Raw genomic sequence first — 24,796 nt, 5'->3', positions numbered from 1 at the left:
GCAGCCCCGAACCACCTCCCTGATCTGGGAGGATCTCACTTATTCATTGTGAATATATCCTGTTTGGCAAATTTAAAGTCGCCGGTATCTTCCCTATGTTTATTTCTATTGATCGCCGTCATAAATTCAATCCTAAAGAGTTGGATGATATGCACAAGCTTCGGGCTCGTATCTTCAAGCAGAAGAAGATGTGGGATATACCACTTATCAACGGTATGGAAATAGATGGGTATGATGCGCTTGACCCTTATTATATGATTATCAACCGTAATGCAGATTCAGCGTATGTCTGTGGTTGCTGGCGGATTCTTCCAACTATCGGGCCAAATATGTTGGCGCATACATTTCCAGAACTGTTGCATGGCCAACCAGCGCCTTGTTCCGATTCGATCTGGGAGCTGAGTCGTTTTGCCATCGAGATCCCTCAAGGCAACCGTTTCGGCTTCTCGCAGGGCACCACTCAGGCTATCCGTGCCATTGTGAACTTTGCCCTCGGGTGTGGGGTGGAGCAGTTCGTCACGGTCACTACGGTTGGTGTCGAAAAGATGCTGATCCGCCTGGGACTAGACATTAGCCGTTTCGGCCCGGCATTGCAGGTCGGTGTTGAGCGGGCGGTGGCGTTGCGTATCGAGCTCAATGGTCGGACTTCGGCTGCGCTGGAGCGGGCAGTTAGTGAAGCGGCGGGTGCACCTGCGTGGCATCCGGCAGATTCCGACGTTCCTCGATGGCTTGCCCACGGCACCTGCAATCTGCCTCAGGTAAACTCCGTGTAACTGACATTGTTTTATAACTTGTAATTCGAGGAAGGGAATATGAGTCTTCGTTAAAAATGAAATAGTTATTAAATAAAGGTCCGCGTTAAAAAAGCCAGTATCAAATTGGTGCCACCCAGAAGTCTGAATGCATTAGTAAGTTGCAGGCTCGTTACGCAGCGGAAAACGCGCGGCTGCGATCATGAGTTTAATCCAGTCTGCGCGACGAGTGAAATTACGGAGTTGCTGCCGCATAAGTGGACGCCCGTCTAACCACTACACCTCTTGCCGAATACCTTCTCCTCTTGCCAAACAGATGAATGCAATGGAGCGCGAGAAAATCGATGTACGTAGTGTCAGACTTTACTGCGAAGAGAGAGTGCTGATTACACACACGGGATGCACGTGGATGAAGCTTTGCGCACACTTCTCTAAGACCCGCAGACTTGGCCCAGAAGGTAAAGGTCGATCAGTGGTCCGCTGCCTTGGCGATGTTTGCCGATGATCGACTGATACGTCGTTATCTTTTATTGCTGGTCTCACCTGCGCAACCTCACGCCCTATCGATAGAGTAGCTGTGGCTACCGCCGAGCCAATGGCTATCCAGACACTTGGGCAGTTGGAGACGCAATTGGACGGGCAGCCATTTTTCTGCGGGGCGGACTACCGCATGGCGGACGCCATCCTGACGCCTATGCTCGATTATTTGGAACGCGTGCCCGAAAGTGCGCAATGGCTGGAAAAAACATCAAATCTTCGTGATCATCTTTTGCGCATGCGATTGCGCCAGTCAGGGCGCAACGTGTTGACCGAGCCGAACTTTAGTTAATGCAGAAAATGCTGGACTTATCGTTCGCCCAAGGGCCGCTATCTGGCCGTTTGCCGTCACTCGGGTTTGACAGCCATTCTGGATGGCTGCACTGTTTAGCCGACCCGATCTGATGTGACAAAACCTGTTCCAGCGCTGGGATTTTCTACAGTGTGCGGGGCTCGGATGGAATGAGGACGACCAGATCCGTATTACCTATGTCGACACCCGCTTGTGAAAATAAGGTAGTCACTTGCCCACGGTGATGCGTCTGGTGGTTGAAGAAATGCATGACCAAACCATAAAAGTTCTTGTCGGCGGGCACTCCCGTCATGCTTGTGTAATTGAGGGTGTGATCTAAATTCGCCTCTGTCATGGAGCAAGACCACTCGATAATGATCCTGTCGAGCCACACTCGATGTGCCGAAAGTTCTCGGATATTTGAGAATGTTAACTGGTCAAGGCTTTTGGGGGCAGGAAGCTGCCGAATCGGCTCCAGAGCCAAGTGGTTCGCCGGGTGCTCGGCGAATCGCTTGAGCCAGATAGTGTCCCCGGCCACCAAGTGGTTCAACGTCCCGAGAATAGAACCAAAGAATGCTTTTCTATTCACTGAAAGCTCTTCATCTGGCAGGCTTTTGGCAGCCTCATAAATCTTTGCGTTCATCCACTCGTTATAGGTCGCCATCAAGCAGATATGGCCGGTGCGGCTCATTGTGTTCATCCTTTGAGTGAATATTTGATCAGCGCTCCACGCTCATCTTGAAACCCCGTCTAGTACTGGGCTTCGTTGTTTTCAGTGTGGCGCAACAGAGTGGCCACTCTTGCTTGGAGCATGCGTGTAGCCTGGCGAAAGTCTTCTGTCGACCCTTGGCGGACACACAAAGATATCACCAGTTGCCACCCATTCCAGGGCATCAAGTCATGGGGGTGGCAGCTCCGTTAGTGAGATCGCCCTCAGCAAGCATTTGTTGGAGGCGTTCACGCTCTTCAGTTCCGGGTAGGACGCCAGTCGTCGTTGCCTCCAGCACCGTGATGCCCTGTGCGTTGAGTATCCTGACTTCGGCTTTTGCGTGACCGCGTTCATCGATGTCGGCGATGAGCCAGTGGCAGGTGATTTGCTCGCCTGCATAAACCGGTCGTTTGAACTCGAAATTCATCCCAGTCGCCAGCCAGCCGATTTGCCCGCCAACTTCAGTGATGAGGCTGGCGGTCAGGAGGCCATGGGCAATGGGCGCCTTGAACCTGCGTATTTGCGCGTAGCGCGCATCGCAATGAACCGGGTTGTAGTCACGAGAGATCAGTGCGAACTGTTGAATATCATCCTCTGAAAAACAGCGGACTATTGTGAACCGGTCACCTACCTGGAGACCTTCGGCGGCACGTTCTCTCGGGCTTTTCATAAGCACTTCCTGGCAGTGATGAAGCGGTGGCAAAAAACAAGAAATGTCCCGCTGATGAGGGATCAACCCCGCAATTGCTCAATCAGCAGCACCAGCGCGATGATGATCATGGCGGCTCCGGAAAATTGGCTGACCCGTTGAGCGGCGGCAGGGCGCGTCCGCAGGACAACCTGCGAGCCAAATCCGACCAGCAGGTAGATCACGCCACAACTGACAGTGTGGACGAGTCCGAGCGCAATCATTTGCACCGGTACAGGCCAGGGCGCGGTGGCGTCGGCAAATTGAGGCAAGAGCGCCAGGAACAGCAGGAAGACTTTCGGATTCAGCCCACTCACGCAAAGCCCCTTGAGCGCCCAACGCTTCCATGAGCCTGACACCTGAGTCTCATCCGCGCGGGGTGTGGAAGGGCGGGCAAGCATGTTGGCGCCCAGCCAAAGCAGATAACCCGCCCCGGCAACGGTAAGCACCGACAAGGCCAGAGGGTGGTTGGCGACCAGTGTGCCAACACCACCGGCAACAATCATTGTGGCAATCAAGTGGCCGGATAACAGACCGCCTACGGCGGGCAGGACGACTCGATGCTTCAACCCCGCCGAAATCGCGTAGGCCCAATCTGCGCCTGGTGTGATGATGAACAGAATCGACACTGCCCAGAATGCAACGAAAACGCTGAAGGTCATGGTGCTACCCGCTCCTTGAATCAAAGACCGCCCCTGCAACGGTTTTGAGCGCAGGACGGCTATGAATGATTGAAGGAAGAATAATGAAATCTTGTTAGAATTTACTTTCAAAGATGATCATCGGAACGGGTCTGATTGGGAGATTCTTCTATATGGACAGGATTGATCGAAAGATTCTTTCCGAGCTGCAAAAGGATGGTCGCCTGTCGGTCACCGAACTGGCCGAGCGCGTGGGTCTCAGCCTGTCTCCCTGCCATCGGCGAGTTCGGGCATTGGAGGAGTCTGGGGTGTTGCTGGGCTATCGTGCACAGCTGGATCCCGGAGCACTCGGCCTGAACTTTTCCGCCATGGTGTTTGCCACGCTTCGGGAGGGTGACAGGCAAGCGGTCGCGGCTTTCGAGGCTGCGCTCGTCGAAATTCCCCAGGTGGTCGATGCCCAGCGTTTGTTTGGGGAGCCGGACTACCTGCTGCACGTGATCACCCAGGATCTGCCGGCCTTCCAGAGGCTTTACGATGAGAGCCTTTCCACGCTGCCCAACGTACAACGGCTGACCTCGACGCTCGTCATGAAACGGGTCGTACAGGACAGGCCACTTCCTTTGTGACAGCCCGGCGCAAGCCTCTGGCTTCATGCGGTTCTTCATGAGAGTCGGGCGTGACCGCTTCTGACTGTGGATTCAGCCGGTCGATTCACGCCACGAGTCTGCGGAACTCGTTGTCTTGATCTGAACGCGCTCTGCCGCGCCCGCCTGATATCTCGGCTCGCCCGATCGGTCTCATCATGGCTCTTCAATGAGCTCGAAAAATTAATGACGGAAACATCAATATTGAAAAATTTCTCAATATTGCATACCTTGACTCTGCCTGACGATGAGGCCTGTGCGCCTCACGACTTCAATCACAACAAGGGCTCGAGATGAACAACAACAAGAAAGTTTCCGAATTGCCTCCCTCCGCCGTCGATGTACTGGTCGTCGGAAACGGTCCGGTGGGTGCGACAATCGCGGCGCTGCTCGGCCGCTACGGGGTTACGACCCTGGTGCTGGACAAGCTCCATGAAATCGTTCTGATGCCTCGTGCCATTGCTCTGGACAACGAGGCTCTGCGCATTCTGCAACTCGCCGGATTGTCGGAGGACGCTTTCGAGAAGATCGTTATCCCTGAAGTGAAAATGCACTCTCCGGTCCTCGGGCAATTCGGTCGAGCCAATACTGAAGGGTGCGTCGACGGCCATCCCAAACTTGTGACGTTCTATCAACCCGACCTCGAACGAGCGATGCGTGGCCAGGTTTCCCGGCTGAAATCAGTGACCAGCCTGGGTGGTTTCGAGCTGGAGAATCTGGTCGAGGAAGCGGATTGCGTGGTCGCCACCGTACGGGATCAAAATGGGCATTCGCATTCTGTTCGTGCCCAGTACCTGATCGGTGCGGACGGCGCCAGCTCCAGGGTCAGAGCACTGATTGGCCAGGAGTTCGAAGGACAAACCTATGCAGAGGATTGGCTGATTGTCGATGCCAGGAATCGGCATCAGTCAGCCATCGATCACATTGAGTTTATCTGTGATCCGCGGCGGCCCACGCCGCACATGCCCGCCCCGGGTGGAAGGGAACGCTGGGAATTCATGCTGCAACCCGGCGAATCCCGGGAGGAGCTGGAAAGCCCGGAAAGCATCGCGCGGCTCATTGCGCCATGGGTCAATCCGCAGGAACTGGAAATCGAGCGCAAGGCGGTGTATCGATTCCACGCGCGTTGCTGCAATCGATTCAGCAAGGGACGTACTTTCCTCGTCGGTGATGCCGCACACATCACCCCCCCTTTTGTTGGGCAAGGTCTCGTGGCGGGCCTTCGTGATGGCGCCAACCTTGCCTGGAAGCTTGCTTGGGTTCTTCGTGGCCACGCCGCGCCTGCGATACTCGATACCTATGACGTAGAGCGCCGCCCGCATGCTCAGGCGATGATCAATCTGGCGAAACTCATGGGCCGTCTGGTAATGCCCAAGAACAAGATCGCGGCTTTTTTCATCCACGGCCTGATGCGCATGCTGGCGTTGACTCCAGCCACCAGAAGGTACTTCGAGCAGTTGGATATCAAGCCGAAGAATACCTTCAAGCACGGCCTGTTCGTGCAGCATCGTCGGGGAGACAAGCTGGTACGTGGCAGCCTGTTTCCCCAAGCTTGGGTTCGCACCCTGCAAAAGCAGATCAAGCTGAGCGACGATGCACTGGGAGACAATCTGACCTTGGTTGGATTCGGTGTTGACCCGTTGACACTGCTCACCACTGATCAGATCGTTGCCTGGGAAAAAATGGGGGGCCACTTCCTGGAGGTTAGACCCCACGGTCAACGCTCCGGCGGCAGTTGTGACTTCATCGAAGACATGAACCATGACATCCTGCCGCTGGCTGCGAAAGGAACACTGGTCGCCGTTCGTCCTGACCGTATCATCATGCACCACGCCCCTGGCACAGAGGCAAGCAGACTCCTTCGAGATTGCCAGGGCTTGCTGATGAGTAATGACGCCACTCCTGGCCGCGTTTCCATTACCATCAACGAGCCGATCAGATTACGAGCTTAATCATGCATTTCCCTACACCTCCTTTAGAAGCTGCTGCGCCAGAACCTCTCACCAGGGGGCACAAGAAGCGTGAGCGCACCCGTCGCGGTCTGGTGGACGCGGCATTGCGACTTGTCGCACGTAAGGAGGTAGGGGAGATCGCATTGTTCGAAGTCGCCGCCGAGGCGGCCGTATCTAACGGCACCATCTACAACTATTTCCGAACGCGCGACGAAGTACTCGAGGCGGTGGGCATTGCCATGGCCGCCGAGTTCTCTGACGCCATTTCTGTCTTGAACGCGGACGTGCAGTGCGGAGCACAGCGGCTTTCGATTGGCGTACGCATGTTTGTGTGTCGGGCGGCCGCCGACCACCAATGGGCGAATGCGCTGCTGCGCATCATCCATTTCGACCAGGCCATGCGCTCGCGATTGGCTACTCATGTAATGAGCGATCTGCGTGAAGGGCTGCGTGCAGGCACTTTTGCTTATGAGGATGAAGGGATCGCCCTGGATTTGGTCTTATCGTGTACAACCGGAGCGATGCGTTCTGTTGTCGAGGGACGTGCAGTGACTGAGCACGATGTGCGGGTCGCCGAAATGATTCTCCGGGCCCTGGGCGTAGCGCCTGCCAAAGCCCGGAAAATAGCCGTAAAGCCACTGCCCACCTGATCTGCTGGCTGCACGGAGTTACATTGTTTTTACGTTTTGCGAAGCGTTGGCGAACCTCCGGCTTCCTTAGTGTCAGTACTCGTGAGCGATACTCTGGATCAAGCAATATCCTCGATTTCTAACAGCGCAGAACAATCGCTCACCACGAGTGACCTTTTTGAACTTGTCTTGCAGGCGGCTAAGGCTCATCTCCAGACCGCAGTATTGATCCGGCTCTCGACCGATGCTTCGAATCAAGTCCTCTCTGCTCACCACACGGTTATCCGCTTGCACCAGAGTTCTTACCAGAGCCGATTCGATGCCTGTGAGGATGACCTTGACGTCGTCCTTCACCAGTACCTTATGACCGATGTCTAACTTCCAGTCTTCCTTGTTGGGCACGATCAATTGCAGTTCCCTCCGTTGAATGCAGGTTTTCGCTTCACCTGTGCAGCGTTCCTCGCCATGTGTAGAGGCGTGTTCATCATTCAAACCGTATCCAGCTGGCGGGATCAGACCGCGACCAAAAGGCTTGTTGAACATACGTGTTCAACGATGTCACTAGAAACGGTAATTTTGCAAGCCCGTTGAAAACCAGAACCCCCTTTCTTCTAGGGGCAAAATATTGAGCCTCACATCAAATCCAGGCGCGAGGTGGGAACTGTCATCCCGAAAACACGTTGACATCGATTGAACACAGGTGTTCAATCGACCCTCAGATGAGTCTGGAGATAAATTGTGCAATCCCTGAATCCAACACAGCGCCGCATTCACCAAGCCGCTTTTCGTCTATTCGCGGAAAAAGGCACCTTGCAAGTGAACATTCTCGACCTTGCACAAGAGGCGGGGGTAGCGCGCGGCACGATCTACAGCAACATCGAGAGTATGGAAAGCCTTTTCGAAGCGGTCGCCAGTCAGCTCGCCAAAGAGATGCATGAACGGGTCAACAAGAGCTTCAACTCCCTCTCCGATCCCGCTCAGCGCCTGGCCAATGGTATCCGATTCTTCATTCGTCGGGCTCACGAAGACTCCCACTGGGGGGCATTCATCCATAAGTTCGCCATGAGCAACTCTTCGCTGCGTGAAATGTTTAGCAGCCAGGCGACGACGGATCTTCTGAGTGGACTTTCCACCGGTCGGTACATGTTTCAGCAAGAGCAATTGCTCTCGGTCCTGACGCTCATATCGAGCAGCGTCCTCGGGTCCATTTTCCTGGTTCTGGAAGGGCACAGAACGTGGCGCGAATCGGGATCTGATACGGCCGAACTCGTGTTGCGGGCCTTGGGTGTGCCTCTTGAAGAGGCTAAAGCGCTGGCGGCCGCAGAGTTGCCGGCACTTCCTCCGATCGACTAAGCGCGGTAACCGACACTACGAGCAAACCCCTGAAGTTTTCAGGGGTTCGGGGATCGCTTTGCCCTAAAAAACTGGAAAACAAGAACAATGAATAGCAAAAATGAAATGCCCCGGTTGGCAACGCGACAGCCTGCCAGGCATCCGCAACCGACGGTGAAGGCCCAAGGTCTGACTCACCTGATTTTTCAAAGGCCGGACTTGAATGAGGCGGCGCATTTCCTGACTGACTTCGGTCTGACCGTCAGTCATCAGAACGCCGAAATGCTCTATCTGCGTGGCACAGAGTCGGCTCCCTATTGTTACCGTGTGCACCGTGCAGAAAAGGCAGGCTTTATCGGGTTCGGCCTGGCAGTCCGATCGCTCAAGGATCTGGAAAAGCTGACGCAAATTCCAGGTGCATCCTCGGTCGGGGCCTCGACCCATCCTGGCGGCGGCCACTACGTCAGACTGACCGATCCTTCTGGCTTTATCGTCGAGGTGGTTTGCGACCAGACGCCCGGTAAAACCCTGGAACACAGAGCCCCACTTCCCTGGAATCTGGCGCAAGAGCAGCCGCGAATCAACGCCACACAGCGCCCGCCGATTGCACCGCCTGAAGTCCTCAGACTGGGCCATATCGTCATTGAAGTGGCCGACTATCAGGCGACTTGTGCCTGGTATACCCAGCATTTCGGGTTTATTCCCAGCGATGTGCAGGTACTCCCCGACGGCACCCCCATCGTCGCTTTCATGCGCCTTGATCTCGGTGACAGGCCGGCCGATCACCATACGCTGGCGATCGCGCAGGGGTTCATGGCGACCTACAGTCATAGTGCCTATGAAGTCGTCGACGCAGACGCGGTGGGCATGGGGCAGCGGGTTCTGCGAGAGCGGGGTTGGGAGCACTCATGGGGCATCGGCCGGCACATTCTGGGCAGTCAGATCTTCGATTATTGGCAAGACCCTTGGGGGGATAAACACGAGCACTACTGCGATGGGGATATTTTTACGGCCATACAGCCTACGGGCATCCATCCCGTGAGCCCTGAAGCAATGGCGCAGTGGGGGCAGCGCATGCCCAAGAGTTTTACAAAACCCAAGATGAGCTTCAGCAATATGCGAGCGCTGGTTCGCAACCTGCGACGCAGCCCGGACTTAACGATTCGCAAGTTGATCACGCTGATGCGGATGTTCGGGTAGAGCGGCCGCCATGTCGGGCATCACTAAACGGTATGGCCGGCGAGACGTGCTCAAGGCCAGTGCCTTGATCGCCGGCGGCTCATTGATCTACAGCGTCGCCAACCCACCTTCAGAACAACACCACAGTTCTCGCACCATCGAGCGCGGGACAAACACTGCTCCAGGAGTACCTTCAATGTCTGCTGTACACGTAGTCCGCTTTGAGTTTGAGAACGGTATCCACTGGGGCGTGCTACGCCAAGACCGTATCACGATTGTCCCAGGCACTTTTGAGACCACGGGTGACTTCATCTGCCAGAACAGTATCGATGACCTCGCTCAACTGAAAGGTACTCAGTTGGAGGCGCACAAAGTCAAGCTGCTGTCGCCGGTGACCCGCAATCAACAGTTCGTCTGCCAAGGGGCCAACTACCGACAGCACATGATCGAGTCGGGCATGGATCCGGATGCGAAGAAATACAACATGATGTTCACCAAGGCGACCAGTTGCCTGGTGGCCGCAGACAGCGTCCTGATCAAGCCGCGCACCGTGCGTTTCCTTGACTATGAGATCGAACTTGGGCTGGTGATGAAACGCGTAATCAGCGGCGCAGTGACCGTCAATGACGCCAACCTGCATGAGTTCATTGCCGGCGTGGTCATTGTCAACGACTACTCGGCACGCGACATTCAGATCCCTCAGATGCAGTTCTACAAGGGCAAGAGCTTCCGTACTTTTGGCCCGGTCGGCCCGTACCTCTGCCTGCTGGATGCCCAAGACATGCATTACCTGAAAGCCTTGCAGTTGCGCCTGACGGTCAACGGCGAAGTGCGACAGAGCGACAGCACGGCCAACCTGGTATATGGCCCCGCTGAAACCCTGACCGAACTCTCCACCGTCCAGGATCTCGCCCCCGGCGACCTGATCGCCACCGGTACTCCTGCGGGATGCGCGTTGACCATACCTTCACCCGCCAAACAGCGCATTGCGGCCCTGATGCCAGAAGCCACCAAGTGGAAGCTTTTCCTCAAAGCGCAGGAAGGGCGGTCTCAGTATCTCAAGCCAGGAGACGTCGTTGAAGCGCGCATTAGCAGCGCGGATGGCGTGATTGATCTGGGTGTGCAACGCAACCGAGTCGTAGAGGAAGCCTGACGATGATGGTGCGATCACTGAACGACATTGAAAGTATCGAGCAGGTCCCGTTGGCAGAGCGTAGCCTGGCTTCCAGCACCTATGAAGCACTGACACGGACAGCCGAGCTTAGCCCCAACGCGCCCGCACTGAGTTTCTTCGCCGACGCCAGCTGCTTCAGGAACACCCACCACTGGAGCTATGCCGAACTCGTCGAAGATATCACTCGCGCGGCGAATGCCTTCCACGACCTGGGCATTACCCCGGGGGAAGTGCTTGCCTTCATCCTGCCCAACCTGCCGGAAACCCACTTCACCATCTGGGGAGGTGAAGCGGCCGGTGTCGTCATGGCGATCAATCCGCTGCAAGAGGCCAAACAGATAGCGGCTTTGCTACGGGCCGCGAAGGCCAGTGTGGTGGTAACGCTCGCGCCGACTCCGGGCAGCGACCTGTGGCCTAAGCTGGCCTCTCAGCTGGATCAACTTCCCGAGATCAAGCACGTCGTTTGGGTTGGCATGGGACCCTATGTTGATGTCGCTCAGCGTGAAACCCTTGAATCCCTGGCACAGAAAGAACGTGAGTTGCACAGGGGGGCCACGATTCACGAATTACGAACGTTGATGGACGCTCAGCCAGGCACGCATTTGAAGAGTGCCCGGCTGTTTCGCCCTGAGGATCGTTCCTCTTACTTCTGCACCGGCGGCACCACCGGGCTGCCCAAGATCGCGATGCGTACCCATGGGGCGGAGGTCTTCAACGCGTGGGCCATGGCCACGCACATGCAACCACATGAGAGTGGCCAGGTCATTTTCTGTGGGTTGCCGCTGTTCCATGTAAATGCACAGCTGGTGACAGGCCTGATGCCTTGGAGCCAAGGTGATCATGTCATCCTCGGCACGCCGCAGGGTTATCGCGGTGAGGGTGTGATCCCGCACTTCTGGGAGATGGTTGAGCACTTCGGCATCAACTTCTTCTCCGGTGTTCCTACTGTCTATTCCGCACTTTTGCAAAACGAGCTGGAAGGCTGCGACCTGTCCAGCCTTCGTTATGCCATGTGTGGTGCCGCGCCGATGCCGGTCGAACTTTTCCGGGAATTCGAAGGCCGGACCGGGGTGAAGATCCTCGAAGGCTATGGACTCACGGAAGGCGCATGCGTCTCCTCGGTCAATCCGCCCCATGGCGAGCGCTACATCGGTTCCATCGGTATACGGATTGCCTACCAGGACATGCGCGCAGTCATGCTCGATGACGCAGGAGAGTATCTGCGCGACGCCGACGTCGACGAAATTGGCCTGATCACCATCACGGGTCCGAACCTGTTCGAGGGTTACGTTGAGGAAAGCCATAACCGCGGCCTGTGGATCAACATAAATGGTCAGCGCTGGCTGAATACGGGCGATCTGGGGCGCCAGGATGAAAATGGCTACTTCTGGCTGACCGGGCGCAAAAAGGAGCTGATTATCCGCGGCGGCCACAATATCGATCCCAAGCAAATCGAAGAGGCTCTGCAAGCCCACCCGGCGGTGGCGTTGGCAGCTGCCATTGGCAGCCCGGATGCCTATTCGGGTGAAGTGCCGGTCGCCTACGTGCAACTGCGACCAGGCCACGTCTGCAATGTTGAAGAACTTGAGCAATTTGCTCTGCACCACATCAGTGAGCGGGCGGCCATTCCCAAGCGGATCGAAATCCTCGACGCACTGCCATTGACGGCGGTTGGCAAGATCTTCAAGCCCGCTTTGCAGCAGCGCGAGGTGGCCCGAGTCGTTCGGCAGGAAGTGGAACGCATGTGTCTGCAGGACATTGCAGTAGAGGTCATTCAGCACGAACAACGTGGGTTAGTCGCCTGCATCCGGGCTGGGAGAAATCAAGAGCCCCTGGCCCTCCTTCTAGGTCGCTATAGCTTTCAGGTGGAGTGGCTCAAATGATCCTGACTTCGTAAGTTCGGCACCTGCGCCCTGGTAGTAATAAACCAGGGCCTTTTTCACAACTTCGATCAACTCCAACCGGCACTGCCAAGTGCACCGGAAGGCGAAGCTTTGCCTGCGCACCAATCAATAAAAACAATACGAGGTGGGAAATGAAACTGAGCAACCGTGCAACCCCGTGTCTCTCAGCTGTGCGAGAAGTGTCTTCCTGGATTAAATTCACAGGTGCCGCGGCAATACTCAGCGTTTCAACAAGCGCAAGCGCCAATGGCATTGCCCTTAACGAACAAAGTGCAAGCAGTGCGGGTACTGCTTATGCGGGAAGATCGTCTTCTGCGCTGGACGCCAGCACTATCTTTGGAAATCCTGCAGGTTTGACCAAATTGAAACGCCCTGAAATTTCCGGCGGAGCTGCGGTCGTCTCGGTGAGCGATGACATCAGTGATGCGCAGAGCAGTGCCCCGGGAACGAATAAAGGGGACTCGGTACCTTTGGGGGTCGTCCCTTTCGCCTATATGTCGACGCCGCTTGACGATCGATTTTCGATTGGTATTGGCCTGTATGCTCCGAGTGGTCTGATCAATGATTACGAGAGCGGTTTTCAGGGCCGTTATCATGGCTCCTATAGCACGACCAGGGAAATAACCCTGCAGCCCACCATTGCCTGGCGGATCAATGATTACGTGTCCATTGGTGGCGGACCGACCATAAACCGTTTCAATGCAAAGCTTCAGAATTACCTGGCCACCGGCGCCCTGAACAACGGCCAGGACACACTGGTTACCATCAAAGGCGATGACACGGCACTTGGTTACAACGTCGGCGTCTTGTTTGATTTGAGTGATGCGACCCGTTGGGGGATTAACTATCACTCGAAGGTGAGCTATGAACTCAAAGGGCATACTGAGGTTTCCGGCTCCCCGAGCGTTGTCCCGCTGGACGGAAACTATGACAACAAGATAGACCTCACTATGCCCGAATCCGTGGACACGTCTATCACCCATCATTTCAATAGTCGCTGGACGGGATACCTGGGGACCACCTGGAAACGTTGGAGCCGGATCAAGAAGGTCGAGGCAGTCAACAGCGGTCTTTCCCCCTTGGGTCAGGCGGCCGGCCTGGGAAGTGTGACCGAAGAAATGAACTGGCACGACACGTGGTCCACCGCAGTTGGCGCATCCTGGCAATTGAACCAACAATGGCTGCTGCGCGCAGGCTACGCCTATGATCCGTCGCCAATCAGGAATGCCGATCGCAGCGTGCGCGTTCCGGTCGGCAATCGCCAAGCCGTGACACTGGGTGGCGCTTATTCGCCGAGTTCCGATCTGACGATAGACTTTGCTTATGGTTATCTCTGGGATTCCAAAGCCTCGGTAAAGCAGTCGAACAACTCCGGTCTTCAACCTGAATACAGTGCCAACTACGAAAACAGCGCGAATGGAGTTTCAGTGCAGGCAACCTATCGGTACTGATCGACCTGACTCAGAGCATTTCCACTACGAATTGATTGAGTAGTTTTCCAGCGCCCATTGCTGAACCTGTCATGGGGGCTCATTACAGCGGGCGGACGCTACGCGTTCCACGGCGTTAGTAGCCATGCCTAATCGAGGCGCTGCACCAAGCTCCTTGCTGTCAGTGCACTCTCCACAAGAGGGTCTCTGCTTTAAATCTGCGCCTGTCTGAAGGTCGTCGCTATCCGTGGCGATTTGGAGGACCCCGAACGCGCGCTCCGCGAGTTCGGGACGGCGCCACCGAATTACGCAAATCAAAAGTCTGGAGGGTTTGTGTTGCATCGACCGGTTGAATCCACAGCCGATTGCTGCCTTTCGTGAAGGGCTGCTTTCGCCAGCAGCCTCTTTGCGATCCTGAAGTCGTCATGAAATAGCTGATATCTAGCCGGGACTTACGCCAACTGAACCTCGCCCAGCACGGCCTGACCGAAGTCACCCAGGTTGACCGTCAGCACGACATCGAGCTTGGCGACCTGATGCACAAATTGTACGATCACCATTTCGGACTGCCCTATTTGCCCAAACGCGACGCATAACAAAGGGAATATCAATGCATCAAGTTGCGCAATGTTATCTTGGCGTATGGAAGCGGCGTTTGATCCAGCACCGCTCAGGGCGTTCGGACAGCGAAACGGCCGTGTATTGGCTACAGACACCACGACTGTTTGCCGACCTGCGAATCCCCTCCAATCCGCTCCCAAGTCTGGCGCTCGAAGAACTCAACCACTCTCAACATTTGGCGTTGTGTGAGCAGAAAGGTTTCGCCGGGGTGACCCAGATAGACGTCGACATTTGCCAATGGCATCGCAAAATGGACTATCAGCCGGTCAGTGGCGCTGAAGACATTGGTCGCATGCACTTTGAAACCAGTGAGTGCCTGATCGAAACCGCTCTGGACGAAAGCTACTACGAAATATGGGAACGCTTGCCCGACTCCCTCGGTGCTTGTCGTGGCCAATGGTTGCAAGCGATGGATGATCCATCGCGTCAGGGCTGTCTGCTATTGGCCGGGGACTATTTTCTGTTCGCCGCCAGCCGTCCCACACCGCTGACACCGGGCACTCATTTGCGCGAAAAGTTCAGCCAACCCGAAAGCTCAATAAATCCTGCCTCCCTGTTTGCCTGCGAACTGTCTTTTGGCCGGCATCACGCCGGAGAAACCCCATGGGAAATCGAGTGCTCAACGCTCCCCGCCAAAACTGGCCAATGCCTGCTGCCATCATCGGTGGACCCGTTTGCCCCGGATATTTTCGCCAATGAAGCCGTCATGTCTTCACTCGGCACATTCATTCCAGCTGGTGGTTGGCGCTGTGCGCCTGATCCGTGACATACCGATTAATCAAGCCAAAACGCGATCCATGTAGCAGCTGGCGAAGCCTGCGTTCGGCTGCACAGCAGTCGTAAAGTCAGCCTATGCGGTGCGTCAGACCCACCGCGCGCCCAGGGTTCACGACTGCTGCGCAGCCGAACGCGGGCTTCGCCAGCTGCTACAGGGTATGTGTCGCTGCTGACCCGTTAGTCCCGTACGAATCGCTGCGCCATCACCCGCAACAAACGATCATCCTCTCCCGCGGCGCCAATCACCTGCAGCCCCACCGGCATCCCCCTTACCAGCCCCACCGGCAGGCTGATCGCAGGCAGCCCGGTGAGGTTCCAGGCACTGGTATGGCTGAGCAGCGCGGCGCGCACATCGATGTCCTGGTCACCAACCCGGACCTCGCGCGCATCGACTGCTGTCGCGGTAATCGGCACGCTGGGCGAGACAAGAAAGTCATAGCACTCGAACAAGCGAGCCATCGCCACCTTGAATCGTGCTTGGCTGGCTTGTGCGCGGATGTATTGCCAGCCCCTGACTTCACGCGACAATTCGAGGCGCTCGCGCACCTCCTGCTCGAACTTGTGCGGTGCATCCTGCATGCGCTCGGCATGCACATCGAAGGCCTCGGCGCGTTGCAGCACCAGCAAGGTGTCTTTCATTCCGGCCGCCAGCGGCTCCAGTTCAGCAGTATCCTGCAGCGCCTCGCCAAACAGCTGCCGCGCCGCCTGGTATACCTGCCGATCCAGCTCAACGTCGACCGGGCCGAAGCTCCCGGTGGTGATCCAGCCAACCCGCAACGGTCGAGGGTTGGCCACCGACGCACAAACTCGCCCAGCCACCACTTCGAACAGCAGACGCGCATCCTCGACGTGGTTGGCGATCGGACCCACGTGGTCGAGGCTCGACGCCAGCGGGAACACCCCCTCCAGCGGCACACTGGCAAACGATGGCTTGAAGCCGACCACTGCGCACAACGCCGCCGGAATACGGATCGATCCGCCGGTGTCGGTGCCCAGCGCCAGCGGCACCATGCCGCTGGCCACCGCCGCCGCGCTGCCGGCGCTGGAGCCGCCAGTGATGCAGCTGACATCCCAGGGGTTACGTGCCGCGCCCTGCAGCGAGCGATCGCCGGTCGGGCCGTAGGCGAATTCGTGGGTCAAGGTCTTGCCGACAATCACCGCACCGGCCTCGCGCAGGCGCTGCACGCACAGCGCATCGCGGCTCGGCTTGAAGCCTGCGAAATGAGCAGAGCCGTAGGTGGTGACATAGTCGAACGTGTCGATATTGTCTTTGACCGCCACCGGTATGCCGTGCAGCGGGCCCAGGTCCAGGCCCTGGGCGAACAGCTCGTCGGCCTTGCGCGCCTGGGCCAGCGCCACGGGTGGATCGACATGAACGAAGGCGTTCAAAGTCGGATTCAGGCGCTCGATGCTGTCCAGGGCTGCTTGGGTCAGCTCGACACTCGTGAGGCTGCCCGTGCGCAGGCGCTCGGCCAGCGCGATGACCGATTGACCAAAAAAAGATCCAACGTGAGTAGGTTCCGCCAGGCTCATACAAACAACTCCATCAAACTGCTGCGGATAAAGGGGAAGGGCTGGATTGCCGACTGCCGGGACGCACCATCAGCATCGCGCTCATGCCCAGTGCAGTGGCTACCGCCGCGGCCACGAACATCGACGAGTAGCCATAGCGCACGGTCAGGTAGCCGGTCAGCATTGGCGCGATGAACGACGCGGTGTTGGCGATGAAATGGGTCATGCCGCTGTAGGCACCGACCCGGTTGGACGGCGCGGTGTCGATCACCACGGCCCAGTAAACCGAGTTGGGCAGCGCGTTGAGGGCGTTGGCCAGAGTCATCAGGGCAATCACACCCCACACGGTCTGGGCCTGCGATACCAGTATGAAACAGAGCGTGGTCAACAGCAGACAGGTCGCGGCCAGCCAGCTGCGTGCCACCTTCAGGTTGCCGGTGCGGCGCAACAGCAGGTCGGAGATTTTGCCGCCCAGCAGCACGGTGAAGCAGGCGCCGGTCCACGGAATCATGCCCATGTACCACAGCGACGACAGGTTGTAGTGAAACTCGTCCTGCAGGTATTTGGGGGTCCAGGTCAGCAGAAGGAACGTCACGTACACGAACGAGAAGTAACCGACCGCATTGAGTATCAGGTCCTTGTTCTTGAAGAAATGCCATACCGGCGCAACGCTAGTGGTCGGGGTTGAAGCATTGGCTGCCGCTGCGCGTTCCCGTCGCAGGAAGTCGAGCTCGGCCTTGGACACCCGCGGGTTCTTATCGGGGGTGTTGGTGAAGCGCGTCATGAAGAAAATCAGCAGCGCCAGGCTGACCACGCCCAGCACCACGAACATGCTGCGCCAGCCGCCAGTCAGGGTTTGCAGACTTACCGCTACCGGAGCGGTGAGCAGCGCGCCCAGTGGTGTGCTGAGCAGTCCCACCGAGACCACGAAGCCGCGCTCCTTGGGCGTGGCCCAGTTGGCCACGCTCTTGTTGATCACCGAGTAGGCCGGGCCTTCGGCAAAGCCGAACAGCACGCGGATAGTGGCGAAACCGGCCATGGCCGAGCCTCCCATGAATGCCAGCCCGAGGTCACCGGCAAACGCGGTGGCGATCTCGAAAATCGACCAGGTGGCACCCGCAATCAGCCAGATGCGCTTGGCGCCAAAGTGGTCGGCCAGGATGCCGCCGATCAACGCCCCGAGGATGTAGCCGTAACCGAAATAACCCAGGACCTTGCCCCAGTCGGCCTTGTCGAAACCGTACTCCGGAAGAATGCTCGCCGAGGCATAGGCGATCGCGCCGCGGTCAATGTAGTTGAGCAGTGCCATCAGCATGATCAGGAAGAAAATCTGGTAGCGGAAAGACGGAATAGCTGCGCTGTTCATAGGGATCTGACTCTTCAAATGATTGGCAGAAGTCAAAAAGTCGGCCGCGTCCGGCGTATTTTTATTGTGTTACCCAAACGTTTGGGTTGGCGAAATGTAGTGAGAGAAAAAGTTTTAGTCAATCGTTTGGGTAAAGGTTTATTTCCGAGAGGAGGTGCTGTATTGAGGTAGAATCGCGCGCTGAATAACGGACGGTTGGAAGCCTTTCAGACATGCCGAATCAATCTCGCCCCGCCACCCTGAAGTCCATGGCGACTGCACTCGGGTTGCACGTTTCCACGGTGTCACGGGTGCTCAATGGCGACCCGACCGGGGTTGAGCGAGCGGCGTCGGCCGAGGTGGTGGCGCGCATCCGCGCATTGGCCAAAGAGCTGGATTATCGGCCGAACACGCAGGCATCCAACCTGAAATTGCGTAAAAGCCAGGAGATCTGCGTGCTCATGCCGCGCCTCACCGACCTGGTAATGGCGACCATTTACGACAGCATCGACAGCGCGGCCGAGCAGGCCGGCTACCTCACCTTTGTCTCCAATACCGACGACCAGCAGCCGCGCCAGATGGCGCGTGCCGAGCACGCCTTGCGCCGCTCGGTGGCCGGGCTGATCGTGGGTGACTCGCATGTGGGTGAAACCCAGCCCCTACTCGATCTGCTTGCACGCAAGCAAATTCCCTACGTGCTGGTCAGCCGGCAGATTGCCGGGCATCTGTCGGCGGCCAGCGACGACGAATTGGGCGGCTGGTTGGCGGCTGAGCATTTGTATCGGCTGGGCTGTCGCGATGTGGCGATCCTGGCTGGCGAACGACATGCGTCCACCGGGGCTGATCGTACCCGCGGGTTCATCCGTTATTACCGCGAACAAGGCCTAACCCTGCGCCCCGAGTGGATACTCAATGGTCCTTTCGACAGCCACACCGGACACCAACAAGGCGAATATCTGTTGGGGCTCAACCCACGCCCGCAGGCGTTTTTCGCGGTCAACGATTTCCTTGCCATTGGCCTGATGGGCGCCGCACGCGACAAAGGGTTGCAGCCGGGCAAGGACATTGCCGTCGTCGGCTTCAACGACATCCCGCTAGCCAATGAATTAATCGTTCCACTGACCAGCGTGCGCCTGCAGATGGCACAGATGGGGCGGCATGCGGTGGAGTTGCTGCTCAAGCGCATCAAAGGCGAGGCCGCCGAGTCGATCATCCTGGCGCCGCAATTGCAGGTGCGGGCGAGTTCCTCGCTGTTGCGCCGCGCTGACTGAGGGGCGGCTGCACGGCCCTTCGCCGGCAGGAGCGGGAGTTTCTGAGCGTTCCCCCGCTACTACGCCGCATAGGCCTTGCAGTGCGAACTGTGGGCAAAGCATACGAACAGCGCCGCCATGGTCGCCAAAGGCACCCAGTGGCACTGTCAGTAAACGAGTTCTCGCCGTGGTCACCATAAGTACGAAATGTTGTGCCCCACGGGAGACAACGACGGCCAATCAAAGAGCAAATTAAACGGTCACTGCCGACAAGGTTTTCAAACTTGTTTGCCATTCCTGGCGTGCACGACCTTCGCTCGAATACCGTCAAAGTATTGGGACTTCAGCTCCGTCGTTAATGGCCCGAGGATGGGGTTTGCCTTGAAGCGGGCCAACAAATGCTCGATCACCCGATCTACCTTGGCGTAGGCAGCGTTGACGCTTGAAGGCACCAGCGGATCGAACTGAATTCCTTCCATCTCGATATCGAGTCGTTTCAGCACGGGTTCGGCGTCCAGGATCTGGTGGCGCATTTCATCCGGTGAGCATCGCATCGTTGACCTCCTTGTATAACGCTACGTACAGGCATAAACCACTGGCCGACAGCTGATCTGGTGAAGCAGTCGGAGCGTGGTGTTGGCTGTCTTAAAAATGAAACAATATTGTCGCGCAGAAACATTACTGAAATATTTCATTCCTATGATCGAGGGAGGTTTTTCTCAGGTTACCTGTCTCATGCGTCGAGTTGTGTTCAATCAAAAAGGGGGCGTTGGCAAATCAAGCATCGCCTGCAATCTTGCTGCTGTAAGTGCTGCCGAAGGCTATAGGACGCTTCTGGTGGATCTCGACCCTCAGGCTAACTCGACCCACTACCTGACCGGGCTGACAGGTGATGATATCCCCATGGGGATTGCCGATTTCTTCAAGCAAACATTGTCCAGCGGCCCGGCCAGCAAAAAGAATCGCGTGGCCATCACTGATACCCGCTACGACAATCTGCATCTGGTCACGGCTAGCTGCGAGCTTGCTGACCTGCAGTCAAAGCTTGAGTCCAGGTTCAAGATCAACAAGCTGCGCCGCCTGTTGGTGGCGCTTTCCGAGGATTACGAACGCATTTATATCGATACACCGCCGTCCCTGAATTTCTATACGTTCAGCGCGCTGATTGCAGCCGACCGCGTGTTGATTCCTTTCGACTGCGACAGCTTTTCTCGTCAGGCGCTCTACAACGTCATCGCGCAAGTGGCCGAATTACAGGCTGACCACAACGAGTCGTTGATCGTGGAAGGTGTGGTGGTCAACCAATTTGTGGCGCGTGCCAGCTTGCACCAGTTGCTGATCGACGAGTTGGTGGCTGAAGGCTTGCCTGTGTTACCGGATTATTTGAGCAGCACGGTCAAAATGCGTGAGTCCCATGAGGTGTCAGTGCCCATGATCCATCTGGCGCCGCGTCATAAGCTTTCATTGGAATTCGTCAGCCTGTTTTCAGCTTTGGAGCGAGCCAGTTGATCGCAAGAGCAGGGGGGGGAAGTTTGAGTTTCTGGCGACTGTATAGCCAACGCTGCTTCTCCATCTGATTGTGTGCGCTGAACATAAAATTGAACTCGAAATGCCAGTGCGATTAGCCAAAGTGGAGGCGAGCCCACGCTGTTCAGTCTTGCATGCCTGCCGCTTCTTCAAGGTGGTCAATGTGCTTGAAACGCTCTACCAGGAAATCGATCAAGCTGCGCACTCGGGCTGAAAGATGTAATTGTTGTGGGTACACCGCATAGACATCGGCCCGCGTCGGGGTCTGGTCTTCCAGCACTAGTCGCAAGCGGCCGCTGCGCACATAGCGGGCAATGTCCCATTCGGCTCGCAACAGAATGCCGTAGCCTTCCAGCGCCCAGTTCAGTGCCACTTCGCCGTCATTGCAGCCCAAAGCCCCACGGACCTTGATGTTTTGCGTGCGCCCCCCATTGGTGAAACTCCATACACCGTAGGGCGTTTCGTTTTGCCGCAGAAAGATGCAGTTGTGTTGCTGCAGGTCCGTCAGGCGCTGTGGCATACCATGCTTTTCCAGGTACAGCGGCGAAGCGCATAGAAGACGACGATTGGACGCGATCTTGCGTGCATGGAAGGCGGCGTCCGGCAGGGTACCGAAGCGTATGCCCAGGTCAAATCCATGGGTCGTCAGGTCCAGGGGGTGATCGCTGATTTCCAGTTGTACCTCCACCTCCGGGTACTGGGCAAAGAATGCACCCAGAGCGGGGCCGATGTAACGGCGACCGAAGCCTAACGACGCGTTCACCCGAATCAGACCCTTTGGCGTCGCCCGACTGCTGTTGATCAACTGCTCGACCTCATCGATCTGCGTCAGGATGCGGGCTGCATGGGAAAACAGCAGTTCACCTTCCGAAGTCAGGCTCATCGAGCGCGTGGTGCGGTTGACCAGGCGGATGCCCAGTCGAGCTTCCAGTGCGGTCAGGCGTTTACTCACTGCCGGCGGCGTGATGCCCAGTTCCCGCGCGGTCGCGGCGAGGCTGCCTTTGTTGGCCAAGAGGTAGAAAAAGGACAAATCCAGGGTCTGGTTCATTCGTAACTCAAAGTTATTTATGTAGTGATTTTGAGTAACTCACATCTATTTGTTCACTACATATACTCCGCTCACACCCTGATTGAACAGCCCGTTCGACAGGCACAACAAGAACGTTACGAGAGTGGAGTTGACCATGAGCGCATACAAGATTGCAGCGGTTCCAGGTGATGGCATCGGTGTTGAAGTGATTGCCGCTGGCGTCGAGGTGTTGCAAGCCCTGTCGAAAAAATCCGGTTTCCAACTGGATTTCAAACACTTTGACTGGAACTCGGATAACTACCTGAAAAACGGGTACTACATTCCCGAAGGTGGCCTGGAAGAACTGAAAACCTTTGATGCCATCTTCTTCGGTGCGGTGGGCGCGCTCAACGTTCCGGATCACATTTCCCTCTGGGGCTTGCGCCTGCCGATTTGCCAGGGCTTCGATCAATACGCCAACGTGCGTCCTGCGCGAGTACTGCCGGGGGTGAAAAGTCCGCTGCACAATGGCGATCAAATTGACTGGGTGGTGGTGCGGGAAAACTCCGAAGGCGAATACTCCGGTAACGGTGGCCGCGTACACCGCGGCCTGCCGGAAGAGGTCGCCACCGAAGTATCGGTTTTCACCCGTGCCGGGGTCGAACGCATTCACCGTTTCGCTTTCGAGCTGGCGCAGAGCCGTCCGCGCAAACACTTGACCATGGTCACCAAGTCCAACGCCCAGCGTCATGGCATGGTGTTGTGGGACGAGATCTTCTATGAAGTGGCCAAGGACTTCCCGGACGTCAGGATCGACAAGGAACTGGTGGATGCCGTAACCACGCGCATGGTGCTCAAGCCATCGACGCTTGATGTGATCGTCGCCACCAACCTCCACGCCGATATTCTGTCCGACCTGGCCGCGGCGCTGTCAGGCAGTCTGGGCATCGCACCAACCGCCAACCTGAACCCGTCCCGCAAATTCCCGTCGATGTTCGAACCGATCCATGGTTCGGCTTTCGACATCACCGGCAAAGGTGTGGCCAACCCGATCGCAACGTTCTGGACCGCCGCCATGATGCTTGAACATCTCGGCGAGCAAGCTGCCGCCAAGCAACTGATGTCAGCCATCGAAGCCGTGACCGAAAGTGGTTTGCATACCCCGGATCTCGGCGGCAACGCCACCACACGCCAGATCACTGATGCGGTCATCGCGCTGATCAACCGCTGATTTTCCAGCGATTCAAAGTAGTACTGCGGCACACCGCCGAGGGGCAGGTCACTGGATCTGACTCCTTGGCATTTCCTGACAACAATAAAAAATCAGGGCCCTGTCATGAAAAGAATATTTGGCAAACTGTACGTACAGGTACTCATCGCTGTGATCCTCGGCGCAATCGTCGGGGTGTTCGTTCCCGAAACCGGCACCGCGCTCAAACCTCTGGGCGACGCCTTCATCAAATTGATCAAGATGCTCCTCGCTCCGGTGATATTTCTCACCGTGGTCACCGGCATCGCGCGCATGGAAAACATGAAGGAACTGGGGCGTGTCGGCTTCCGGGCCTTGCTCTATTTTGAAGTGGTCTCGACGCTGGCGCTGGTGGTCGGCCTGGTAGTGGTGGATGTGTTCAAGCCGGGCGCAGGCATGAACATCGATGTCGCGACGCTGGACACCTCCAGCCTGGCCACTTACACCTCGGCTGTGAAACATGCATCGTTCATGGACTTCGTCATGAACATCATCCCCGACACCATCGTCGATGCCTTCGCCAAGGGCAATGTGCTGCAGATCCTGCTGTTTTCCATCCTGCTGGGTATCGCCCTGGCGCATGTAGGTCCACGCGGTAAAGCGTTCGTCGATACGCTGGATAGCCTGATGCAGGGCATGTTCCGCATCGTCAACATGGTCATGCGCCTGGCACCGATCGGCGCATTTGGTGCCATCGCCTTCACCATCGGCAAGTATGGCTTCGGCTCACTGTTCTCTCTGGGCAAGTTGATGGCCTGCGTCTATCTCACTTGTGCGGTGTTCGTGATCTTCGTACTCGGCCCGATCTGCCGCTACAGCGGTTTCAGCCTGTGGAAATTTCTGAAATTCATCAAGGAAGAACTGTTCACCGTGCTGGGCACCAGTTCCTCGGAATCGGTACTGCCACAGATGATTTCCAAAATGGAGAAGGCCGGGGTGTCCAAACCCGTCGCCGGGATGATCATTCCCTCCGGCCTGACCTTCAACCCGGACGGGCAGGCGATCTACTACACCATCGCCGCGATTTTCATTGCGCAGGCAACCAATACTCCACTGACCCTGACCGACCAATTGATCGTACTGGCGGTGTTGATGTTCACCTCCAAAGGCTCGGCGGGGGTCACAGGTTCCGGGTTCATCATCCTGGCCGCTACCTTGTCTTCCCTGGGCACCATTCCGGTAGCGGGCATGGTGTTGCTGTTGGGTGTCGACCGGTTTATGTCGGAAGCGCGGGCCATCACCAACACCATCGGCAATGGTGTCGGCACCATGGCCATCGCCAAATGGGTAGGGGCGCTCGATACGGTCAAAATGAACAAGGCGCTCAATGGTGAAGTCGAGGAGGAGAGATCCGCGGTGGGCCAGGCTGATCGTATTTTTGCTCATTCGGCAGTGGAGGAGCGGTCCGTACTGCCAGACTTGAAAAAAGCGTCTCGGGCGTAGGGCGCGTAGCGACAGTCAGTGCCGTGTTTGATCAAGCAAAAGAAAGGCCTCTAGAGGGTAATGCCGATCAGTTAAGCCACAACGCAATCTGTAGCAGCTGGCGTAGCCTGCGTCCGGCTGCGAAGCAGTCGTAAAATCAGAGTTCGCGGTACGTCAGAGAGATCGTGCAAGCCGGATTTACGACTGCTGCGCAGCCGGAC

Annotated in this window: 23 protein-coding genes and 1 pseudogene; 16 read left to right on the top strand and 8 right to left on the bottom strand. The window is 56.9% G+C overall.

All coding sequences use genetic code 11. The annotated features are described in order from the left end of the window. Positions 1 to 95: 95 nt before the first annotated feature. Positions 96 to 773, top strand: coding sequence for an acyl-homoserine-lactone synthase (locus AC07XF_RS20880; protein WP_495027959.1), 678 nt, complete (start codon positions 96 to 98; stop codon positions 771 to 773). A 556-nt stretch (positions 774 to 1,329) separates the two neighbouring features. Continuing rightward, entirely contained in the window at positions 1,330 to 1,581 is a 252-nt protein-coding gene (locus AC07XF_RS20875; protein ID WP_495027958.1) for a glutathione S-transferase family protein, read from the top strand. A 145-nt stretch (positions 1,582 to 1,726) separates the two neighbouring features. Here the strand turns inward: AC07XF_RS20875 and AC07XF_RS20870 are convergent, their stop codons facing one another. The 3 genes from AC07XF_RS20870 to AC07XF_RS20860 all read right to left on the bottom strand — a co-directional run bounded on the left by AC07XF_RS20870 (position 1,727) and on the right by AC07XF_RS20860 (position 3,640). Continuing rightward, a complete protein-coding gene (locus AC07XF_RS20870; RefSeq protein ID WP_495027957.1) occupies positions 1,727 to 2,272 on the bottom strand; it encodes a DinB family protein in 546 nt (181 codons plus the stop codon). A gap of 202 nt (positions 2,273 to 2,474) precedes the next feature. Next, a complete protein-coding gene (locus AC07XF_RS20865; protein WP_495027956.1) occupies positions 2,475 to 2,960 on the bottom strand; it encodes a MaoC family dehydratase in 486 nt (161 codons plus the stop codon). 62 nt (positions 2,961 to 3,022) lie between these two features. Then, the gene (locus tag AC07XF_RS20860; protein ID WP_495027985.1) at positions 3,023 to 3,640 is read right to left on the bottom strand and encodes a LysE family translocator; all 618 of its coding nucleotides are present in this window, start codon (positions 3,638 to 3,640) and stop codon (positions 3,023 to 3,025) included. Positions 3,641 to 3,792: 152 nt separating this feature from the next. Here AC07XF_RS20860 and AC07XF_RS20855 point away from each other — a divergent pair, with 152 nt between their 5' ends. The 3 genes from AC07XF_RS20855 (at position 3,793) to AC07XF_RS20845 (ending at position 6,865) form a co-directional block, all read left to right on the top strand. After that, the gene (locus AC07XF_RS20855; RefSeq protein ID WP_495027955.1) at positions 3,793 to 4,245 is read left to right on the top strand and encodes an Lrp/AsnC family transcriptional regulator; all 453 of its coding nucleotides are present in this window, start codon (positions 3,793 to 3,795) and stop codon (positions 4,243 to 4,245) included. Between the two features lie 311 nt (positions 4,246 to 4,556). Then, on the top strand, positions 4,557 to 6,215 hold the full coding sequence (gene mhpA / locus AC07XF_RS20850) for a bifunctional 3-(3-hydroxy-phenyl)propionate/3-hydroxycinnamic acid hydroxylase MhpA (protein ID WP_495027954.1): 1,659 nt from the start codon (positions 4,557 to 4,559) through the stop codon (positions 6,213 to 6,215). A 2-nt stretch (positions 6,216 to 6,217) separates the two neighbouring features. Beyond that, positions 6,218 to 6,865 carry a TetR/AcrR family transcriptional regulator gene (locus tag AC07XF_RS20845; RefSeq protein ID WP_495027953.1) on the top strand — a complete coding sequence of 216 codons (648 nt, stop codon included), beginning with the start codon at positions 6,218 to 6,220 and terminating at the stop codon, positions 6,863 to 6,865. 72 nt (positions 6,866 to 6,937) lie between these two features. Here the strand turns inward: AC07XF_RS20845 and AC07XF_RS20840 are convergent, their stop codons facing one another. Further along, positions 6,938 to 7,387: a winged helix-turn-helix domain-containing protein gene (locus AC07XF_RS20840; protein WP_495027952.1), complete on the bottom strand. Its 450-nt coding sequence runs from the start codon at positions 7,385 to 7,387 to the stop codon at positions 6,938 to 6,940. A gap of 195 nt (positions 7,388 to 7,582) precedes the next feature. On the opposite strand from AC07XF_RS20840, the gene AC07XF_RS20835 reads away from it, so the two are divergent. The 7 genes and pseudogenes from AC07XF_RS20835 to AC07XF_RS20805 all read left to right on the top strand — a co-directional run bounded on the left by AC07XF_RS20835 (position 7,583) and on the right by AC07XF_RS20805 (position 15,250). After that, a complete protein-coding gene (locus AC07XF_RS20835; RefSeq protein WP_495027951.1) occupies positions 7,583 to 8,197 on the top strand; it encodes a TetR/AcrR family transcriptional regulator in 615 nt (204 codons plus the stop codon). A gap of 87 nt (positions 8,198 to 8,284) precedes the next feature. Continuing rightward, positions 8,285 to 9,376, top strand: a complete 1,092-nt coding sequence (locus AC07XF_RS20830) for a VOC family protein (RefSeq protein WP_495027950.1) — start codon at positions 8,285 to 8,287, stop codon at positions 9,374 to 9,376. Positions 9,377 to 9,551: 175 nt separating this feature from the next. Continuing rightward, positions 9,552 to 10,508 carry a fumarylacetoacetate hydrolase family protein gene (locus tag AC07XF_RS20825; protein WP_495027949.1) on the top strand — a complete coding sequence of 319 codons (957 nt, stop codon included), beginning with the start codon at positions 9,552 to 9,554 and terminating at the stop codon, positions 10,506 to 10,508. Positions 10,509 to 10,510: 2 nt separating this feature from the next. After that, a complete protein-coding gene (locus tag AC07XF_RS20820; protein WP_495027948.1) occupies positions 10,511 to 12,412 on the top strand; it encodes an acyl-CoA synthetase in 1,902 nt (633 codons plus the stop codon). Positions 12,413 to 12,564: 152 nt separating this feature from the next. Next, the gene (locus AC07XF_RS20815) at positions 12,565 to 13,884 is read left to right on the top strand and encodes an OmpP1/FadL family transporter (protein WP_495027947.1); all 1,320 of its coding nucleotides are present in this window, start codon (positions 12,565 to 12,567) and stop codon (positions 13,882 to 13,884) included. Positions 13,885 to 14,318: 434 nt separating this feature from the next. Beyond that, a pseudogene (locus AC07XF_RS20810) lies at positions 14,319 to 14,444 on the top strand (TetR/AcrR family transcriptional regulator); the annotation flags it as partial. A gap of 74 nt (positions 14,445 to 14,518) precedes the next feature. Beyond that, a complete protein-coding gene (locus tag AC07XF_RS20805; protein WP_495027946.1) occupies positions 14,519 to 15,250 on the top strand; it encodes a hypothetical protein in 732 nt (243 codons plus the stop codon). A 188-nt stretch (positions 15,251 to 15,438) separates the two neighbouring features. Here AC07XF_RS20805 and AC07XF_RS20800 read toward each other — a convergent pair whose 3' ends face one another. Further along, on the bottom strand, positions 15,439 to 16,794 hold the full coding sequence (locus AC07XF_RS20800) for an amidase (RefSeq protein ID WP_495027945.1): 1,356 nt from the start codon (positions 16,792 to 16,794) through the stop codon (positions 15,439 to 15,441). 13 nt (positions 16,795 to 16,807) lie between these two features. Then, a complete protein-coding gene (locus tag AC07XF_RS20795) occupies positions 16,808 to 18,139 on the bottom strand; it encodes an MFS transporter (protein WP_495027944.1) in 1,332 nt (443 codons plus the stop codon). Positions 18,140 to 18,351: 212 nt separating this feature from the next. On the opposite strand from AC07XF_RS20795, the gene AC07XF_RS20790 reads away from it, so the two are divergent. After that, on the top strand, positions 18,352 to 19,389 hold the full coding sequence (locus AC07XF_RS20790) for a LacI family DNA-binding transcriptional regulator (protein WP_495027943.1): 1,038 nt from the start codon (positions 18,352 to 18,354) through the stop codon (positions 19,387 to 19,389). Between the two features lie 257 nt (positions 19,390 to 19,646). On the opposite strand, the gene AC07XF_RS20785 is transcribed toward AC07XF_RS20790, so the two are convergent. Beyond that, a complete protein-coding gene (locus AC07XF_RS20785) occupies positions 19,647 to 19,922 on the bottom strand; it encodes a YuaX family protein (RefSeq protein ID WP_495027942.1) in 276 nt (91 codons plus the stop codon). Positions 19,923 to 20,103: 181 nt separating this feature from the next. Between AC07XF_RS20785 and AC07XF_RS20780 the strand changes: the two genes are divergently transcribed. Further along, the gene (locus AC07XF_RS20780) at positions 20,104 to 20,877 is read left to right on the top strand and encodes a ParA family protein (RefSeq protein WP_495027984.1); all 774 of its coding nucleotides are present in this window, start codon (positions 20,104 to 20,106) and stop codon (positions 20,875 to 20,877) included. Between the two features lie 142 nt (positions 20,878 to 21,019). Here the strand turns inward: AC07XF_RS20780 and AC07XF_RS20775 are convergent, their stop codons facing one another. After that, complete coding sequence (locus tag AC07XF_RS20775) at positions 21,020 to 21,943, bottom strand: LysR family transcriptional regulator (protein ID WP_495027941.1); 924 nt, start codon at positions 21,941 to 21,943, stop codon at positions 21,020 to 21,022. A gap of 136 nt (positions 21,944 to 22,079) precedes the next feature. Here AC07XF_RS20775 and AC07XF_RS20770 point away from each other — a divergent pair, with 136 nt between their 5' ends. Then, positions 22,080 to 23,135 (top strand): tartrate dehydrogenase, encoded by a 1,056-nt coding sequence (locus tag AC07XF_RS20770; RefSeq protein ID WP_495027940.1) that lies wholly within the window; start codon positions 22,080 to 22,082, stop codon positions 23,133 to 23,135. 105 nt (positions 23,136 to 23,240) lie between these two features. After that, entirely contained in the window at positions 23,241 to 24,596 is a 1,356-nt protein-coding gene (locus tag AC07XF_RS20765; protein WP_007983831.1) for a dicarboxylate/amino acid:cation symporter, read from the top strand. Positions 24,597 to 24,796 lie beyond the last annotated feature (200 nt).

It is taken from the genome of Pseudomonas sp. GW821-FHT01C01 (assembly GCF_059422645.1).
This window is presented reverse-complemented; position numbering and strand designations above follow the sequence as displayed.

Coding starts and splice junctions, on each gene's coding strand:
- AC07XF_RS20880 (WP_495027959.1), top strand. CDS start 96: ATGTTTATTTCTATTGATCGCCGTCATAAATTCAATCCTAAAGAGTTG.
- AC07XF_RS20870 (WP_495027957.1), bottom strand. CDS start 2,272: ATGAGCCGCACCGGCCATATCTGCTTGATGGCGACCTATAACGAGTGG.
- AC07XF_RS20865 (WP_495027956.1), bottom strand. CDS start 2,960: ATGAAAAGCCCGAGAGAACGTGCCGCCGAAGGTCTCCAGGTAGGTGAC.
- AC07XF_RS20860 (WP_495027985.1), bottom strand. CDS start 3,640: ATGACCTTCAGCGTTTTCGTTGCATTCTGGGCAGTGTCGATTCTGTTC.
- AC07XF_RS20855 (WP_495027955.1), top strand. CDS start 3,793: ATGGACAGGATTGATCGAAAGATTCTTTCCGAGCTGCAAAAGGATGGT.
- mhpA (WP_495027954.1), top strand. CDS start 4,557: ATGAACAACAACAAGAAAGTTTCCGAATTGCCTCCCTCCGCCGTCGAT.
- AC07XF_RS20845 (WP_495027953.1), top strand. CDS start 6,218: ATGCATTTCCCTACACCTCCTTTAGAAGCTGCTGCGCCAGAACCTCTC.
- AC07XF_RS20840 (WP_495027952.1), bottom strand. CDS start 7,387: ATGTTCAACAAGCCTTTTGGTCGCGGTCTGATCCCGCCAGCTGGATAC.
- AC07XF_RS20830 (WP_495027950.1), top strand. CDS start 8,285: ATGAATAGCAAAAATGAAATGCCCCGGTTGGCAACGCGACAGCCTGCC.
- AC07XF_RS20825 (WP_495027949.1), top strand. CDS start 9,552: ATGTCTGCTGTACACGTAGTCCGCTTTGAGTTTGAGAACGGTATCCAC.
- AC07XF_RS20820 (WP_495027948.1), top strand. CDS start 10,511: ATGATGGTGCGATCACTGAACGACATTGAAAGTATCGAGCAGGTCCCG.
- AC07XF_RS20815 (WP_495027947.1), top strand. CDS start 12,565: ATGAAACTGAGCAACCGTGCAACCCCGTGTCTCTCAGCTGTGCGAGAA.
- AC07XF_RS20800 (WP_495027945.1), bottom strand. CDS start 16,794: ATGAGCCTGGCGGAACCTACTCACGTTGGATCTTTTTTTGGTCAATCG.
- AC07XF_RS20795 (WP_495027944.1), bottom strand. CDS start 18,139: ATGAACAGCGCAGCTATTCCGTCTTTCCGCTACCAGATTTTCTTCCTG.
- AC07XF_RS20790 (WP_495027943.1), top strand. CDS start 18,352: ATGCCGAATCAATCTCGCCCCGCCACCCTGAAGTCCATGGCGACTGCA.
- AC07XF_RS20785 (WP_495027942.1), bottom strand. CDS start 19,922: ATGCGATGCTCACCGGATGAAATGCGCCACCAGATCCTGGACGCCGAA.
- AC07XF_RS20780 (WP_495027984.1), top strand. CDS start 20,104: ATGCGTCGAGTTGTGTTCAATCAAAAAGGGGGCGTTGGCAAATCAAGC.
- AC07XF_RS20775 (WP_495027941.1), bottom strand. CDS start 21,943: ATGAACCAGACCCTGGATTTGTCCTTTTTCTACCTCTTGGCCAACAAA.
- AC07XF_RS20770 (WP_495027940.1), top strand. CDS start 22,080: ATGAGCGCATACAAGATTGCAGCGGTTCCAGGTGATGGCATCGGTGTT.
- AC07XF_RS20765 (WP_007983831.1), top strand. CDS start 23,241: ATGAAAAGAATATTTGGCAAACTGTACGTACAGGTACTCATCGCTGTG.